This window comes from Borrelia hermsii DAH (assembly GCF_023035675.1).
Taxonomy (GTDB): domain Bacteria; phylum Spirochaetota; class Spirochaetia; order Borreliales; family Borreliaceae; genus Borrelia; species Borrelia hermsii.
Genome location: NZ_CP073137.1, coordinates 13632 through 29472 on the forward strand (window position 1 = coordinate 13632; position 15841 = coordinate 29472).

The window sequence follows — 15841 nt, forward strand, 5'->3', positions numbered from 1 at the left end:
TCTCAATTCTCCTTCAAGCTATTTAGATAACTATTTATATCTTGTGCTGTAATGTTTAAAAGGACAGCGTTCATAGAGTGGTTATAAGTAATCTCTATTGATAAGAAAAGCTTTAGCTCGGGTGTTGGTGATATGTGAATCTTAAGCTTGGAGTAAGCAACAATAATATTCCTATCAATGAAACGTTTAAGCATACATTCAACAGCAGCACTGTAAGCATTATCTCTTTTTCCTGAGAGTTGTAGTTCTGATAGTTTACTATTCTGTCTACCATTAACATTCCATACTCTAATAAGCTCGGATGTAAGTTCAGATTTGATATAATGATAAGTAAATATTTCGTCAATGGGAGTTCCTTCAAGAGTTACTCCTTCCTTAAAAGCCATAACACCATCAAGACCAGTCTCATTAAGCAATGAGTAAAAGTTAATATTAGCATTCCTAAGTTTACAGGTTATAGAATCATCAGTAATAGGACTCATACCGCTAAACTTAAGTCCATAAGGGTTTACAGCATGAAATATACTCGCTTCATGTAAGTATTTAGATATAAATCTTAAGTGTAAGTATTCCTCTCCTTTAGAGTGGATAACAATAATTTTAGATTTAGAATTCGTACCATTTTTAAACAACTCTTTTATTTCAGATTCTTTTGTTGCAAATACAAAGAAGTGAGCAGGGTCTTTAAAATGAGTATAATCATCCTTATATATTGTAAGCCCATCACCACCATCACTGTTACTTGAATAAGTATTAATAAGGGCAACAAAAGTATATCTATTGTCTCTAAGTTGGGTTTTAATTGCCTTTGCTTCGGTTCCCTCTTTATATATAAGTAGCTTGACTGATCTAAGTCCGGCATCACCTGCTGAGAAGAATGCTTGCATTGCTTTTTTTAGGTATTCTCTCTCCTTATTAAATTCATCCTCACCATTACTTCCTTCTTTTTCAAGTGCCTCGATTTGTTTTTCAAAGCTATTTATATTTAAGTTTAATATCTTTACCTTAGGTGTTGAATCATTGAGTTTGATCTTTGCACATTTATACACTAGTAAGGGTGTATAGTAACTTACATAGTTTATATCTAATTCAGAATGTGCCAAATTCACACTGATTGTATCTTGTGGCATTCTGTTCTTCCTCCTTAATTTGTTTTTCTTTTACTTGTACATTAGCTTTAAAACCACAACTTGCAGAGTATGCTAACTTACTATAATTGCTTTCAATATCAATAAGACCAGAATTTTGCATATTGGTTGTAGCATAAATGTAAAACTTTAGATCTATTTCATGAGTGCTTATACCTTCTTCAGGTTTGAATGTAAACCGTTGGGTACCTAAGTCATGTAAAAAATCACTAAATAACGTATAAAGTGACATAAGTCTCTTATATGCATTCTTATTAACGTTTGCAAATGCCATGAAATAGATTTGGAAACAGATACCAAATTCATTTACATTTTTGTAAAATGAACCGGTTCTTAAGTTGTGATTAAAGAGACCTAAGGTATTTTCAAATTTTATTGCAAGGATATTGGGCTTTTTTATTGTATGTTCAGACATGTATGGATGGTTATGCGTATTTATAATATCAACATCAAGTTTATGAATGCTTGCAAATTTAGTGAAGTCTTTTAAAACTGATATTAGAGATTGATTTATAGTAGCAATATCCAGTATCATTCATTTATCCTATATTCAATGGTCTTAAGCATAAGTCCGCTGCAACTGAGTGGTACCTCAGGTGTTTTGCTACCCCTTCTCTTTTTTAAAGCAATTGTCTTAGGAGAGAGTGCAGGTTTTACTTTAGATGCTAATACGTAATTTTTATAATATTCTATAAATGCATTTCCCAAAGCATTCATACCATTTTTAATGCCTTTATTAAATTCGTTATTCATATAATTGGTATTAACGTATTCTCTAAACTGAGAAGAATTAGCTACTTCAGTCAAGTGCTTACGTATAGGTAAATTCTTAGTACCCATTTCATGTATAAATGCTACCAAAGCACGTCCCCCAAACCAACCAATCTCTAATTCTACTTCTCTAAAACCTTTTATCTCCATTCCAAACCCCGTAAAATTAAAGTCTTATAACCAACGCTAGAGTCAATCTTTATAATTTCAAAAAATGAACCCTCAAGTGATACTCTGTCTTTAATTTCAAAATTAATCTCAGCATTTGTGTAAAGCTTTGATAAGTTTTCCAAGTCATAAATATTAGAGTCATTAATTTTTACAAGTTCTTGTGGAGAGATATCGATAATAATTCCAACAAATTGAGTGTAATTATTTTTATCGAAATTAATCTCAGGGCTTTCAAACTCATCATCATGCGAATATGTTCCTTTGTAAAACCGGAAGTATGATTCTTCACGAAACCTGCCAATCATGCGATCTGCCATACTAGCAAGTCTTTCTCTTGTACTCATTACACAACACCTATGCAGTAAGTCTTACGCGCTCCTGACTTAATTTGTGTGATAAGCTCTTCAAAAGAGGAACAATAATCTTTACTCCCACAATTCAATTCGGTACCTGAGGATGGATAATAATCAATCTCAAGCTCACCAAATTTTTCTTTTTTGATTTGTTCAAGACCAAACTCACGAATCACACCAGAACGCTTTAGATGGCAACCTATGTGATAATAAAGCAGTAGAGATGCTTGACTAATATTTAATGTGCTAAGGTTAACACCACGTGTATTAAGTATCATCTCAAGTAGCTTTGCTTGTTCTTCAAACTTTGCAAAACTTAAATCCTCTTCAGATAAATCTAAGAGAGCTTTAATTCGTAAGTAAAGCTCTCCAAAACCTTCTGATGATTCTACATCACTATCCATAAGTCACAATTCCTTAACTTTGCTTAATATCAACTCTTAAAATAGTCTTCTGTGTTGCCAAAAGTCCACCAAGTACAAAATCAATGTATGAATGAGCAATATCAGTTGAATCCTTATCAACTTGTTCATTTGGCATTGGTAACATATATTTACTTGGTTTGAATTTAATTAGTTCTGCATTTAATGGATAAATTAGTATCTGATTTGAGAGTAAGTTACTTGTCTGTATATATACTTCTTGTCTATTATTTACAGCTTTAATAGTCTTAACCAAAAAGTCTTCCCAAGAGTCAGTTGAAGAATAAATATTAGATGATGAGGACGCATTTGGTATTGCATATGGTTTTACAAGTTTCAAACTGGTTGCTTGGTCAACTAATACCATCATAGGAGTAGAAAATTCATCACCAAGTTCTAACTTTGCAAGTCCTGATTCAATCTTTTCAAAGATCTTATCCATCTTATCTTTATCACTACTGCTTACTTCTTCTTTGACTTGATCTGGCATATTAAGTAGGCCATACATATTAGGAAGCATACGTTTTTGATTCTTTCCATCTTTTTGGATTGAAACAGTACCCGTTAATATGAAGTGATTTATAAGTTTAATAATCTCATTACTTGCAAGCTTATATGCTTCCTTGAAAGGCAATAAATTATTATTTACATCGCCTGCATAATCATTATTTTTATAAAACTGCTCAGAAGTTTGCTTTAAATGTCTAAACTTATATTGTAATTTAAAGTAGTTAAGCTTGACTGCTTCTGACCTAAATCCTATTGTTGCAATAGTATTAACTTTATTTACTAATGTTGTTGGATTAGCGTTAAGAAACGCATCCCATTTAATTGTTCTTAAATATCCGGTCTTTAAATCAACATCTTCGATTTGTTCATTTGAAAACCAGTTGTAAAATACTGGTAGCTTCATTTCAGGAAATATATTTGCTATTTCTTTAGCATAATAATTTTGATCATATAATTCTGACATTTACAAACTCCTTTGATTTATTAACTTGGTTTACCTTTATTGCCATAAACAGCTACATGTACTACGTAAAGTTTATCGGTACTATCAAGTTCGATTGAATCTGATAGGGCTACTACACTAATTTTGTTATTACTTGAACTATTCTTTTCAACCTGTCCATCTGAATTAAATTTAAGCTTATCTTTTCTCTTGATGGTATTATCTTTTGCAACAAGATACCCTTGAAAGCTATTTGTAATAGGTATTACTGTAGCAGTTTGTGTAAACTCATCAATATCTGTGCAGATACCATAAAGGTCATCCTCACCCCCAGCCTCAACATGTGGTTCATAGTGCGGTTTACTATTATCTGATGTTGTATCTACAACAAGCTTTACTCCTCTTTTATATGGATAACCTTTAAAAAAATAATTCTTAAGTTTGTCGTGCCTACTAGTTACAGTTCCACCAGAATTACTAAAATGTAAATTTTTATTCCTAAAATCAGCTGTATTACTAAAAGTACCAGCATCCCTGGTAGGATTCTTCATTAACTTTTTTATTTTCTTAGCTTGTTCTTCATATTTATTTACTAACTCAGTTACATTTGACAATTTAATCCTCCTATTTTAAGAAACTGCCCTATTACCATAAAGAGCTATCTTTACTAAATACAATTTATAATCTTCTTGTCCTTTTTTAGATTCATCATCAGTAAGCTGCAATGTAAATATGTTACTAAGTGCAATTGCGTTAATTGAAACTGATGAAGAACTAGATGTCTTAAAGGCTTCTCCATTTGAATTGAAATCTAATTTATCACCAACCTGAATACCAGAAGAATTTTGCGCAAATACATATCCTTCAAAATTATTTGTTATTGGTATTACTGTTGCGATATTAGTATATTCATCAATATCAATGCATATTCCATACATATTTTTGCCATCAGAAACTTCTACTTGAACTTCATCAGGTTTACCTGTTTCAATTTTTAATTTAACAGCACGTTTGTATGGAAATCCAAAAGCTGGGTATTCTTCTAATTTATCTGTGCTACTTGATAAAGATTGACATATAGCATCAAATGTTAAATTTTTATCTCTAAATCCAGTCTTGGCTTTAAAAACAGCAGGCTCATCATCAAAACTTTTAGAGTATTTCTTTAATTTTAAGATACACTCTTTAAGGGTCTTACCCTCAGCAGTCTCTAGTGCCGCTGCATGTCTCTTACCTCTTCTCCTCCCCTGTGTAGAGTCCTCTTGTATGGAAGCTTCTTGTTCTACTTGTTGTTGTAAAAACTGGACAATTTCAGTATCATCCATTGAAGAATAAATGTCAGAATCAAGTGATTCATTTGGCACATTTGGTGTTAAGCTTGCTTGCTGACCCTTGCTACTCACTTTTAGCTGACCCCTCTATTTCCAAATATACTTACAAGCGCTATGTATAGATTTTCATTGATTTTAAATGCTTTCGATAAGGCAATACCATTAATAGTGCGAGAACCTGAACCACTGTCATTTTCAATCTCTCCATTCGTATCAAATTTCACTTTTACACCAGGTGTAATGGAAGATTGGCTACTTTTTTTTACTACCAAATATCCAGTAAAATTGTTTGTTATTGGCATTACTGTAGCAGTACCAGTAAATTCATCTATATCAGTACATATACCAAAAAGGTCAGCACCACCCCCAGCTTCAACACAAGGTTCATAACCATCCTCAAAAGATAACTTTACTCCTCTCTTGTATGGATATCCTTTAACAGGATAATTTTCTAATCTGTCAACACTGCTAGTTATAGTCCCACCTTGATTTGCAAAGTGTACTCCTTTATCCTGAAAACCTATATCTACATGAAAAAGACCAGCATCTCTATTCGGGTTCTTCATTAGGTCTTGTATTTCTTGTACCTTCTTATCATATTCGGTCTTTAGTTGTGTTATATTGGTCTGTGACATATATACTTATCTCCTTTTAAGCAGTTTTTTGTTTTCCAAGCTTATAAAACTCATTTCTTCTCTCTTTATAAGCATTAGCAATAGAAATATTAAACTCATTAAAGTTTTGAGGACTAAAGTTAGGATCTAAGATTGATATATCCTCATTTGTTAAGTTAAGTTTAATCTCACCTTTGGAACTGATACTTGTAGCTTGGATTCTTTTCTTTATATTTACTTTAGCAAGGTTTACAAGTTGTTCAAGCACTTCTCCATCTAAATGACTAGTATCTCTTACCTTAGCAATAGCTTGAATGTCTTCAGCTGGTACGTACTTTCTAACAAGTTCCCTACGTTGTGCTTGCATTATATCTTTTAATAAGTAGCCTTTAGCAAGTAGTGTCTCTTTATTAAAATGCGAACTTAAATGTTTGCGTGCTAAAGTATCAATCTCATTAATACGAGAAGCCTCACTTAATAATTTATTTTCTTCTTCCAAGCGTGCTTGCGTATCGGCAAGCTCCTTTGATATCCTCTCATTAATACTTAAATTCTGACTATCAGATTCTCTTGTTGCTTTATATGCTTTATATTCTTCATATTCCTTTAAACTTAAAGTAATACTATTTTTATCCTCTTTATTATCCTCTGTACTTTGCATCAAGTTATCCTCTTGTGTATTATTTACATTTTCTTGTATTTCTTGGTTCACAAACTCTCCTTTTATTGTTCATAAAAAAATAATTTTGCTCTTAAAGCGTCAAGTTCTCTTTGACTTAACGTATTGCTTGATTCTAATTCCTTATATTTAAGGGTTAATTCTATAAGTCGCAAATCTCTCTCATACTTTTCTTCTTCAGTTAGCACATGCAATGAATTAAATCTCATGTCTAAGTAGTAATGCTTACCCAGTTTACTATTACAATTAATTTCTAGCTCTTCTTGAACACCTTTTAGAAAGTCATAGTAATTCGATCTGTCCCCCTTACCATCACTTCCCAGTCCCTTAACTTGTTCATTAAAGCTCCTTGTTAGTGGTTCTTTTGTGTCAGCACCTATCTTTGCTTTTACTAATGCTAATGCTTCCTTTAAATAGGTTAAGTCATACTTAATAACCTCCAGTGAGGCATCTGGTGTGCCACTGTAAAATATTCCTTCATTATTTAAGTTGGATTTAAGCCTGGAAAGCTCTCTTTCTAAATCTCTATTTACACTCTTAAACGCACTTATATGATTCTCATTTAAATCATTTCTTTTAAAGATATTAGGAAATATGCTCGCCCTATCATTAACGCCCTTAGTTAAAAGTTCTAATGAGGTTGTAGCATTACTTAAGGCATCTTGTAATGATACTAATGATTCATCCCTGTAAAATAAAAAGTTATGACTCTCTATTCGCTTTTCTATTTCTTTATATATTTGTTCAAAAAGATATATATTAAGCAAAAAGCTTTGCGTATAACATGGGCTGTATGCTTTAAGCACATAATCATAATTGGAGTGTATGATTACCCTGCTCTTATGAATCTGTATTTCCTTATAAGATATCTTCCCATCTGTATTTACTTTTAAAGTATATGTTATATAAGTAGCATCAGGCCCCTCATCACGAACATTACTATAATCAAGATACATAAACCCAATAGGCAATTCTTTATTTACTTCCAAGTGTAAATCTTGTAGCTGATCTGCTGTTTTAACTAAAATGTATCCAACACCATTAAAACGATAACTAATAAGACACTGCAATAATGTTGCTTTTAGCTCTATTTTTAACGTTTCTAAAGCATCATTAACATTCAAAGCAGTAGTTACACTATTTAAAGTGATTCCATTCTTAAGGCAATCTTCTGCTACATTTGAAATGTAGTTTCTAAAAAATATTGAATATTTATATAAATCTCTTGAATTAATCTTAAAATTTAAGCTCATGGCTTATTTAACCTTTAACGATAGCAAGTATAATGCAATAATTAATTTTTGCTAATTGTTTCTAACAAAAAATTAAATAATTTTTGTAAAAAAATGACGGAAAAAAATAATTGACAGAAAGTCAATTAAATAAGGGGCTAGTTAAATAAATTTACTTTACTAATAATGATATTAATGCTAAAAATATTCCTATATTAAGGGTAATAAGGGTTCCAAACATCCAATTATGTAATCTTAATGTACTCTTAAATTCTGATGTGGTTTTATCAAGTTTATTATCAAGCTCCACCCTATTAAATTCCATATCTTTTCTAACAAGAGAAATTTCATTGCTCACAGATGCAATGTCAGATTTTAATTCATTTCTAACGTTATCAATTTTATTATCAAGGTCTTTAATGTCAGATTTTAATTCATTTCTAACGTTATCAATCTTAATGTTAAGATTATTCTCAACAGTATCAATCTTATTATCAAGGTCTCTAATATCAGATTTTAATTCATTTCTAACGTTATCAATCTTGTTGTCAAGGTCTCTAATATCAGATTTTAAGCTTGCCTCAAGCTTTTCAAGCTTAAGGTTAAAAGTAGTCTCTAAATACTCAATATCTTTATAAGTAAGCTCATTGCGATAATATCTGTAAGACAGATCAATAGCAATCTCTCTATTTATCCCAGCTTTGGTAAGTTCTGCTATAACCATTTGTTGTGTAATTACTGGTTGTGCAAGTCCCATAAAATCTCCTTATTTAATTATTATATAATATTTTACATGTTATAGGAACCTTATTTTAGTAAAATGTGCTTTAAGAGAACGTATACCCAAAGTCAACAACATATATGCTGCTGATAGGCTATCTAATGAATCATCAGCACTCTTTCCATCTCCTTTGTACTTATAAATATCAGCAATTGCTGACTTGCTTGAATAGTACATAATACTTAAGTTAGAACTTGCAAATGGTCCTATTAACGTAGCAATTCTAGTAAATTTATTACTTATAGGTTTAATTGGCGCAATTCTAAACTCATGATTCATACCTGCTCTAAGTTTAAGAAAAGTTTTAGTCACATTCCCATGCCCAGAAGTATCATCCCTATCTTCAACATATAATGTATGTACATTAAGGTTTGTCAAAATAGTTTTAATTGTATTTAATACCTTAGGATCACTGACTGGTAACTTCTCTTGAAATATAAATGCATAATACTTTTGATCTACTCTTTCTAAAACACAAAGGGCAGTATTATCACCTCCAATACTGTATGCAGGATCTAAATATGCTATTGGACTTATAAATTCATGATTACTTGTAAGATTAATATTGGTAAATATCGAATCGTATGAGGCAACCCATTCTCCTAAGAGTACCCTTGCTTTATATGTTGGCATGTCCCTGTAAATCTCTTCTTGGGTTTTAATAAATTCTTTTGATATTAGTTCATTATCATATGTTGTAAAGTTATATGTAGCATAAGTTTTCTTGTTATCAATATAATCAGTTTTAAAAAAATGTTCTGGACTGTCAGGATTTGTATCAAATATAATAGTTTCCATACCTACTCTAAGTCTCTTTAAACATTCTATTAATGTTTCCTTATGCAGTGTAGTTGCTTCATTTACATAAATAAGAGCGGAATTGCTTCCTCTAAACCTTTCAAAGTCACTTGCCTTATCTCCCCCATATAGATTGACTCTTAAGGAGTCTATTTCAAAATATGATGTATTAGAAAACTTTGGCGTAAAGGGTACTCTTAGCATGCTAGCAATCTTTTCAAACTGCCCTAAAACATTAATCTCTAATGATTTTTGGGAATTACCTAATATAAAATTATTGGTATCCTGCTTATAAAGATGTCTATTCTTAATGAGCATCTTTAGATATAAATAGCAAGCCAAGAATGTTTTACCACTGGCAATACCACCTGACAGGATAATTTTACTTCGATTATTATTCTCAATTAATTTTAAAACCTCACATTGTTTCTTAGTTAGATATGTCTTTTCAAACCCTCTAAAATCAATAACAGTTGCTTTCAGTTTAATTAAATCTGCTATATCAATACCAAATTCACGCTTGTATTCTTTTTGCATTTCCTTAAAAAGAGGTAGTTTATATATATCCATTTCCTAACCTTTAAATTTAAAATTTAGATCTCACATCAACATCAGTAGCTTTAAGCTTAAGCATTGTCTTATAATAAAGTGACATCTTCTTAAGTTCTCTTTCCCTTTTAAGTTCATCCAGTTTAAGTTTTAATTCTTCAAGCCTCTTACTCTCTTCATCTGAATGCGAAAGATTATTATTCCTAATTTTATTATCAAGACTTATAATCTTAGATTCTAATACTTCTATCTCGTGATTATGGGCTTTAAGTTCCAACTCTAAATAACGACTAAATGAATTTATAAATTCAATTCCCAACATGCTTCTGGCCATACTGAACTGACTTTTAAGATCACGCGCTTGGGCTGTACTTTGTGAAGCATGAAGCAAAATATTAGTTAAAGTATCCTCACGAATAGTAAGCTTAGCAGTTTCTTTAACGTATTCAGGGTCATCCTTAATCTCTTCCCACCTGCGTCTCATCTTTCCTACATTAACACGACTTACTCCCAGCTCTTTTGCTATTTGTGCGTCATTAAGCCTGCCTTCTTTAAAATACACAACATAATCATCAAATGACTTCTTTGCTCTTCTCATATCTCTTTAAACCTAGTCTAAATTAACAAAACTTAACAAAAACCAATATAAACTCTATAACAAAACAATCAACTTTACAAAAACAATTAAGACTTATAAGAAGCTCACACAACATAAGAAAAACTGCTACATATTGTTTAAATCAAAAAAAACAAAGAAGTAAAATAAACGAATAGAAATTGTTAGAAAAAATAGTAAAGATAAATAAATTAAACTCGTTATAAAAATGGTAAGAGTAACTATAAAAGTAAACAATTGGTTAACAAAGAGAAAGAGGTTAAATTTTAAAGAGCAATACGTACCATTGTAAAATGAAGATCCACTAAAAAGACAAATAGAGCATATGTAGAGAATATTTTCAAGTATTTGTTAAAGATAGGATAAAGTATGCTAGAAATATTAACCTAACATATCAAAAAGTACCCTTTCTATTTACATAAAGTACCTTAGAGGGGGTATTTTATATACAATGAAGCGACGTTAGAATTGACTTACAATACAAGTATTTGCTAACATTTTTGTAACTAATTTTAAATATTTTTAAAATCTTTAGTTAACAATAAAATGCATGAAAAGGAACTCTTAACTAACAGTAATCTTAACTTTATAAATGAACTAATAAAGCAAAATGAATGCCTCAATGAAGAATTGTCACAACTTAAAAGTACACTTAAGAGTAAAAATAAAGCTTCAAAATAATCAAAAAACACTCCTGTAAGATTCTATCTAAATGACAAAACAACCAAACTAGTAAAAAAATGTATAAAAAAGCTTATACAAATCAACCCAATCTCTGGATGGTTTGTATATATCTTAAGTATTACTGGTTGCAGAGGTGTTGAGATACAAAATGTAAGACTATCTGATGTATCAAAAGAAACAAGCTGTGATGGTGAAGTATTCTATTCTCTTCGTGTTAATGTAGCAAAAAAGAGAAGTAGTATCTGCATAAGAGAAGTAGTTATTAGTGAGTCTGAATTTGATGCTATTATGCAAGCACATCAAGAACATTTTGCAAGCAAAGGAAAAGACAAAAGGCGTACTTATCTTTTTCAAAAGAGTAAACACAAATTCCGTGACAATAGAATTAGCATAATTAAGATTTCAAAACAATTTAAATCATTGCTTCTTAAAGCAGGATTTAGGTATCGTAAATCTTTACATATATGTAGAAATATATTTATTGCCTCACTAAAGTCTAAAGGATACAACTCATTTGAAATTAAAGAACTTATGAAATACTCATCTACTACTGAGATTGATAATGTTTATGGACTCTCCCCTGCAAGTAAAATTAATGCTTACAAAGATATCAAAACTAGCTTGAAATAACTTACAATTTTTGCTAATTTATTATATACTTCTACTAAAGTTATTATCAAAATTCATTTTACCGCATATAAATATGTACAAATATAAATACCTAAGAACCAATCCTTAGGTATTTTTTCTAACAATAAATTATTTGCTAAGCTCTAGTTTTTGTCAATTATTTAGTGTATAATACATATAAATCCTGAAAGTTTCAACCAATATTTCATTTTTAAAATAAAAAAAGACTCTACTTCTCTCAATCTTTTAGAGTCTTTTTTTATACAACAAATTAAGAATACAAATTCACGCTTGCACTTTAAACATTTCAAGTTGAATATAACGAGTATTTTTACAACTCATACTTGATTTACTGGTTCTATATGAAGTTGCAAGTATTTCATGTTTAGTATGCCCAAAAGTATTAGCAATGCCAGTTGAACGAGCTATATAATTAACATTAAGATTATATTTCAAGAAAAGTTCTAAAACCCTTAAATCATCAAATTCACTTATTGCAAATTGCCAATTATATCTCTTCATCTCTACAATGAGCCTCTCAAGAGAATCTAAATTCCACCCCCGATTATCAGCAAGACTTCCACGTGAAATTGAATATGGTGGATCAAGATATACAAATGTTGAAGCAATCTTATCACGCTTAGGTAGAGCACCCAGAAAATCAAATATATCACGCGAAGTAAATATTGCACAATCAAGCATCTCTTTTGCTCTAGACTTATAAGTCTTAAGCATACCCAGAAATAATCTCTTAGAATTGCTTCTATCTAACCTCATAGTTAAGTTACATGAACCATATAGAGAATACAAACTTCTTAAAACCATATATTCTATCTTGTCTTGATTTTCATTTATAATTCTGTCATAAATAATTGCGTCTCTTACCTTCTTGTAAAGAACATCAGGATTGCGTCGCAAATAATAAAAAAACTTATAAATAAACTGAGAATTATCATTGAGTATATTGTAACAAGCTAATGGTTTTGCAAAAAAGATTGCGCCTGTTCCAAAAAATCCTTCAATATATGCAGTATGCTTAGGAAAAAGACTTATAATACCCTTACTATAACGATACTTATTTCCTTCTCTAGCTAGCAGTTTCAATGTTTCCTAAACACTCTCCTTGATGTAATTTGATATTCAACTCCTCTTTCCTTAAGCATAAGTGAATCATAAAGCACTCTGGAATCGTTAGTTGCTATAAAATGATATCCTGATACACCTTTGATTTTTACTTCACTTATCTCAAATTCATGACTTGCGCATCTGTAAGAATGACTTATCCAACGCACACTTGTCTTAATGCCAAAATTTTGAAGTATACTGCATGGATTTACAATATAACAATTACTTTTAATGTATCCTAAACCAACAAATTTATGATAATTATTGTTAATATCATTGATACTAAACTGCAATTTTTTAAATTGTTCTATGTAATAATGAAGACATAAAAAGTAACATCCCCACTGACGTATTTCTAAAATTAACTTTGGATTATTTTGCGTTATTTTCATCTTTAACCTCTAACCTTTAATCTTTAACCTCTACTATCAAATTTAATACTTTGAAATTCAACTTCAAACAGCGATAAATCTTCAAAAAAAATTAACATAAGGTCCACAAACATAGAAGACCTGAAATGCTTATTTACAGAAAGACTTTTTTCCTTAATCTTAGTTATTCCACATATAGCTTTAATATGTGGATTCCTTAGGCAAAACCTTAAAAAAATATCAAGATAATGCCTCGCTAATGAACAAGTAAATTCCTCATCGTAAGGTTTCACAAGCACTACCGCTCCCTTCTCAACTACCTTGCTCAATAAAACTTCTTCAAATTCATCTCTTTGGTCCATCATCTTCTCTACAAGTTCAATTTTTGCATAGATCATACTCAAAACTCCTTAGCTTACAATTATTTTTGATTGCAATATATCATTCCTAAAAAGGGATATCCTCATGAAACCCTTCATCAGAATCAACCTTATTAGTTGCTCTTAAAGCAGGTAATGGGCTTAGTATTTGAATCTCATCCACTAAAATGCTGCTCTTGCTTCTCTTATCACCAGTGCGCTTGTCATCCCAACTCTCATACCTTAAAGACCCATTAACTACAACTTGTTTCCCCTTTAAAAGAAATGCTATTAGTCTTTCTGCTCTACTCCCAAAAAGCACACAATCAAAAAATTGAGCATAATCTATCCATTCATTATTCCTTTTTATTCTCCTATTATTAGCTAAACCAAACTTCAAAATAGGAATGCTGTTGTTAACGTAAGTAATTTCACTGTCTCTAGTCAGACGCCCTGATAAGACTACTGAATTAATATCAGACATGAGAGCTCTCCTTATCCCTTAATCTACTCATAATTTCCATGAGTCTTAAATCATGATCAAGTCTTCTCATATCCTCTAAAAATTCTTGTCTTGAATAATAATCATAAATTATTTTTTCTAAAGTTCTTTTGCTAAATTTACATAAAAACTTCACAACCTGATAAGTCATTAGTAAAAGTACTACCATAAAGCTAATCCTCATAAGCCCCCACCACCTTAAGCACTTACAATGGGAGTTGCAATATCAGACCATTGCTGCACTGAATCTAAACTACTAGCAAGAAAACTGATATTGCCACTTAACGATTTGAATCTATCTTTAATAGCTCGCTTGGTTGTATCTAAAGAAAATAGATTACCTTCAAAGCAATAATTTACATGCTCCATTAATGAAAATTCTGCAAATATTTCATCTATTCGGGATTTAAGTTTATCTTTCATAGGTTTTGTTGTCTTATATAACTCTTGTGTATGTCTATTCTTAGCTATCTCTTCTGCTTCTTCTATCTCTGTTTGCAAAGCACTAATTTCACTAAGACATCCTTTCAAGCGATTATCCTTCTCTTTATCAATCTCCAGGTCAGTACATCTTACAAATTCTAGAAAGTCATCTTTATACTCTGATTCTGAAAAATATTTGTATATCTCACTACTCTCAATCCCTTCTTGAATTAGTTCACTTAAACTATCTAAATCTATATTCTCAATATCATACTTTGCTCTTAAAGTTTTGGCAATGCGACTTACTTCCGCTTCCATTCTTGAAACATCAAACATTACTTCATTAATAAACTTATCATCCCTCTCAATTACACAATTAATAGCTTCATTACCTATTAGAAAAAACAGATTCCCCTTACTTAAACCTGTACATAAAAGTTGTATTTGCACTTGAACGTAATACTTGAAAAAATATTTGTTTTCTAAGAAGTTACCATTCTTATTGTATTCAATTACAGCACTCTTTAAATAAATATTATCACTGCATTTAATTTCTAAAAGCTCTGCTTCCCCTTCTTGGTTTTCAAACCAACCATCAATTGTTGAACCAACCAAATTATCCCGTCCCTTAAACTTCTTGAAGTAATTATACTTATCTATCCCATTTGCATATTTATTCTTATGTAAAACAGCAATCTCATCAGAGTGTATACGTACAAATTCATCAAACCCTAAATTCTCAAGTATCTTTCCTTTCCTCATGCTTAAGTTCTCTTCAAATGAAATCTCTCTTCCTAATAATTTCAAGACCCTATCAAGCATTAATTTTGAAACACTCTCTGCTCCAATAAACATACTCCCAACTTCACTTGCTCCTATACGCTTTAATGAATTCCTTTGAATGTTAAAATCAACTTTGCTATTAAACTTGAAACATTCAGTTTTGCCAATTCTTGATAGCTTGCGTCCTATTCTGCTTATTTTACTTATACTTTTTTGTCTCTTATTAATCTGGTCTTGACTTTGATGTGCAAATGAATCAAATCCTTCAAACATTTTTTGATCATACAAACCTGGCTGCTCCATCCCTACCTCTACTATTTTCTCTTTTGTTTTTGTTGCTTTTATATTTGTCATATTAATCTCCTATTATTTACTGTGTTTTATAACAAAAATAATATAACAAAAATTGTTTTTGTCAAAACTTTTGCTATATTATTTTTGTTAAATTTTACAAAAAATCTTTTTATTAAAAGAGAAGTTTACTTTTTAATATTTATTGAGTTATTATGGTTAGTAATAAAACACAATAAATAATAGGAGATCATAA

Annotated in this window: 20 protein-coding genes and 1 pseudogene; 1 reads left to right on the forward strand and 20 read right to left on the reverse strand. The window is 30.7% G+C overall.

What is annotated here, in order from left to right; genetic code table 11:
• Positions 1–2 precede the first annotated feature (2 nt).
• From bhDAH_RS04460 to bhDAH_RS04525, 14 genes are all read right to left on the reverse strand, one after another.
• Positions 3–1130, reverse strand: a complete 1128-nt coding sequence (locus bhDAH_RS04460) for a DUF787 family protein (protein ID WP_064536626.1) — start codon at positions 1128–1130, stop codon at positions 3–5.
• Complete coding sequence (locus tag bhDAH_RS04465; protein WP_247098875.1) at positions 1090–1683, reverse strand: DUF764 family protein; 594 nt, start codon at positions 1681–1683, stop codon at positions 1090–1092. The genes bhDAH_RS04460 and bhDAH_RS04465 overlap by 41 nt, the downstream gene beginning before the upstream one ends.
• Complete coding sequence (locus bhDAH_RS04470) at positions 1680–2069, reverse strand: hypothetical protein (RefSeq protein ID WP_062706286.1); 390 nt, start codon at positions 2067–2069, stop codon at positions 1680–1682. Before bhDAH_RS04470 ends, bhDAH_RS04465 begins: the two co-directional genes overlap by 4 nt.
• Positions 2060–2434 carry a DUF1506 family protein gene (locus bhDAH_RS04475; RefSeq protein WP_062706289.1) on the reverse strand — a complete coding sequence of 125 codons (375 nt, stop codon included), beginning with the start codon at positions 2432–2434 and terminating at the stop codon, positions 2060–2062. Before bhDAH_RS04475 ends, bhDAH_RS04470 begins: the two co-directional genes overlap by 10 nt.
• Positions 2434–2847, reverse strand: a complete 414-nt coding sequence (locus tag bhDAH_RS04480; RefSeq protein ID WP_025434165.1) for a DUF3890 domain-containing protein — start codon at positions 2845–2847, stop codon at positions 2434–2436. Before bhDAH_RS04480 ends, bhDAH_RS04475 begins: the two co-directional genes overlap by 1 nt.
• A gap of 13 nt (positions 2848–2860) precedes the next feature.
• The gene (locus bhDAH_RS04485) at positions 2861–3838 is read right to left on the reverse strand and encodes a hypothetical protein (RefSeq protein WP_247098864.1); all 978 of its coding nucleotides are present in this window, start codon (positions 3836–3838) and stop codon (positions 2861–2863) included.
• A 20-nt stretch (positions 3839–3858) separates the two neighbouring features.
• Positions 3859–4431, reverse strand: coding sequence for a DUF228 domain-containing protein (locus bhDAH_RS04490; protein ID WP_062706324.1), 573 nt, complete (start codon positions 4429–4431; stop codon positions 3859–3861).
• Positions 4432–4446: 15 nt separating this feature from the next.
• Positions 4447–5220, reverse strand: coding sequence for a DUF228 domain-containing protein (locus tag bhDAH_RS04495; protein ID WP_062706326.1), 774 nt, complete (start codon positions 5218–5220; stop codon positions 4447–4449).
• Between the two features lie 2 nt (positions 5221–5222).
• Complete coding sequence (locus bhDAH_RS04500; protein ID WP_062706329.1) at positions 5223–5783, reverse strand: DUF228 domain-containing protein; 561 nt, start codon at positions 5781–5783, stop codon at positions 5223–5225.
• A gap of 16 nt (positions 5784–5799) precedes the next feature.
• Positions 5800–6474 carry a DUF1357 family protein gene (locus tag bhDAH_RS04505; RefSeq protein WP_025407091.1) on the reverse strand — a complete coding sequence of 225 codons (675 nt, stop codon included), beginning with the start codon at positions 6472–6474 and terminating at the stop codon, positions 5800–5802.
• Between the two features lie 11 nt (positions 6475–6485).
• Positions 6486–7694 carry an anti-CBASS protein Acb1 family protein gene (locus tag bhDAH_RS04510; RefSeq protein ID WP_247098865.1) on the reverse strand — a complete coding sequence of 403 codons (1209 nt, stop codon included), beginning with the start codon at positions 7692–7694 and terminating at the stop codon, positions 6486–6488.
• Positions 7695–7845: 151 nt separating this feature from the next.
• The gene (bdr, locus tag bhDAH_RS04515; RefSeq protein ID WP_247098866.1) at positions 7846–8430 is read right to left on the reverse strand and encodes a Bdr family repetitive protein; all 585 of its coding nucleotides are present in this window, start codon (positions 8428–8430) and stop codon (positions 7846–7848) included.
• Between the two features lie 39 nt (positions 8431–8469).
• Entirely contained in the window at positions 8470–9822 is a 1353-nt protein-coding gene (locus bhDAH_RS04520; protein ID WP_247098867.1) for a PBSX family phage terminase large subunit, read from the reverse strand.
• A gap of 16 nt (positions 9823–9838) precedes the next feature.
• Positions 9839–10399, reverse strand: a complete 561-nt coding sequence (locus bhDAH_RS04525; RefSeq protein ID WP_247098868.1) for a DUF603 domain-containing protein — start codon at positions 10397–10399, stop codon at positions 9839–9841.
• Between the two features lie 564 nt (positions 10400–10963).
• Between bhDAH_RS04525 and bhDAH_RS04530 the strand changes: the two are divergent.
• A pseudogene (locus bhDAH_RS04530) lies at positions 10964–11731 on the forward strand (tyrosine-type recombinase/integrase).
• A 285-nt stretch (positions 11732–12016) separates the two neighbouring features.
• Here bhDAH_RS04530 and bhDAH_RS04535 read toward each other — a convergent pair.
• Genes bhDAH_RS04535 through bhDAH_RS04560 form a run of 6 tightly spaced genes read right to left on the reverse strand, consistent with a single transcriptional unit; the run spans position 12017 to position 15648 of the window.
• Entirely contained in the window at positions 12017–12835 is an 819-nt protein-coding gene (locus bhDAH_RS04535) for a DNA adenine methylase (protein ID WP_032489656.1), read from the reverse strand.
• A complete protein-coding gene (locus bhDAH_RS04540) occupies positions 12832–13248 on the reverse strand; it encodes a DUF261 domain-containing protein (protein WP_062706348.1) in 417 nt (138 codons plus the stop codon). The genes bhDAH_RS04535 and bhDAH_RS04540 overlap by 4 nt, the downstream gene beginning before the upstream one ends.
• 23 nt (positions 13249–13271) lie before the next feature.
• Entirely contained in the window at positions 13272–13625 is a 354-nt protein-coding gene (locus bhDAH_RS04545; protein ID WP_032489654.1) for a hypothetical protein, read from the reverse strand.
• Positions 13626–13674: 49 nt separating this feature from the next.
• Positions 13675–14070 (reverse strand): single-stranded DNA-binding protein, encoded by a 396-nt coding sequence (locus bhDAH_RS04550; protein ID WP_062706345.1) that lies wholly within the window; start codon positions 14068–14070, stop codon positions 13675–13677.
• Complete coding sequence (locus bhDAH_RS04555) at positions 14063–14257, reverse strand: hypothetical protein (RefSeq protein WP_062706341.1); 195 nt, start codon at positions 14255–14257, stop codon at positions 14063–14065. The genes bhDAH_RS04550 and bhDAH_RS04555 overlap by 8 nt, the downstream gene beginning before the upstream one ends.
• Before the next feature lie 29 nt (positions 14258–14286).
• Positions 14287–15648: a DUF244 domain-containing protein gene (locus bhDAH_RS04560; RefSeq protein WP_247098869.1), complete on the reverse strand. Its 1362-nt coding sequence runs from the start codon at positions 15646–15648 to the stop codon at positions 14287–14289.
• Between the last annotated feature and the right edge of the window lie 193 nt (positions 15649–15841).

Bases quoted from the DNA above. Each gene is read 5' to 3' on its own strand.
- bhDAH_RS04460 (WP_064536626.1), bottom strand. From the start codon at position 1,130: ATGCCACAAGATACAATCAGTGTGAATTTGGCACATTCTGAATTAGAT.
- bhDAH_RS04465 (WP_247098875.1), bottom strand. From the start codon at position 1,683: ATGATACTGGATATTGCTACTATAAATCAATCTCTAATATCAGTTTTA.
- bhDAH_RS04470 (WP_062706286.1), bottom strand. From the start codon at position 2,069: ATGGAGATAAAAGGTTTTAGAGAAGTAGAATTAGAGATTGGTTGGTTT.
- bhDAH_RS04475 (WP_062706289.1), bottom strand. From the start codon at position 2,434: ATGAGTACAAGAGAAAGACTTGCTAGTATGGCAGATCGCATGATTGGC.
- bhDAH_RS04480 (WP_025434165.1), bottom strand. From the start codon at position 2,847: ATGGATAGTGATGTAGAATCATCAGAAGGTTTTGGAGAGCTTTACTTA.
- bhDAH_RS04485 (WP_247098864.1), bottom strand. From the start codon at position 3,838: ATGTCAGAATTATATGATCAAAATTATTATGCTAAAGAAATAGCAAAT.
- bhDAH_RS04500 (WP_062706329.1), bottom strand. From the start codon at position 5,783: ATGTCACAGACCAATATAACACAACTAAAGACCGAATATGATAAGAAG.
- bhDAH_RS04510 (WP_247098865.1), bottom strand. From the start codon at position 7,694: ATGAGCTTAAATTTTAAGATTAATTCAAGAGATTTATATAAATATTCA.
- bdr (WP_247098866.1), bottom strand. From the start codon at position 8,430: ATGGGACTTGCACAACCAGTAATTACACAACAAATGGTTATAGCAGAA.
- bhDAH_RS04520 (WP_247098867.1), bottom strand. From the start codon at position 9,822: ATGGATATATATAAACTACCTCTTTTTAAGGAAATGCAAAAAGAATAC.
- bhDAH_RS04525 (WP_247098868.1), bottom strand. From the start codon at position 10,399: ATGAGAAGAGCAAAGAAGTCATTTGATGATTATGTTGTGTATTTTAAA.
- bhDAH_RS04540 (WP_062706348.1), bottom strand. From the start codon at position 13,248: ATGAAAATAACGCAAAATAATCCAAAGTTAATTTTAGAAATACGTCAG.
- bhDAH_RS04545 (WP_032489654.1), bottom strand. From the start codon at position 13,625: ATGATCTATGCAAAAATTGAACTTGTAGAGAAGATGATGGACCAAAGA.
- bhDAH_RS04550 (WP_062706345.1), bottom strand. From the start codon at position 14,070: ATGTCTGATATTAATTCAGTAGTCTTATCAGGGCGTCTGACTAGAGAC.
- bhDAH_RS04555 (WP_062706341.1), bottom strand. From the start codon at position 14,257: ATGGTAGTACTTTTACTAATGACTTATCAGGTTGTGAAGTTTTTATGT.
- bhDAH_RS04560 (WP_247098869.1), bottom strand. From the start codon at position 15,648: ATGACAAATATAAAAGCAACAAAAACAAAAGAGAAAATAGTAGAGGTA.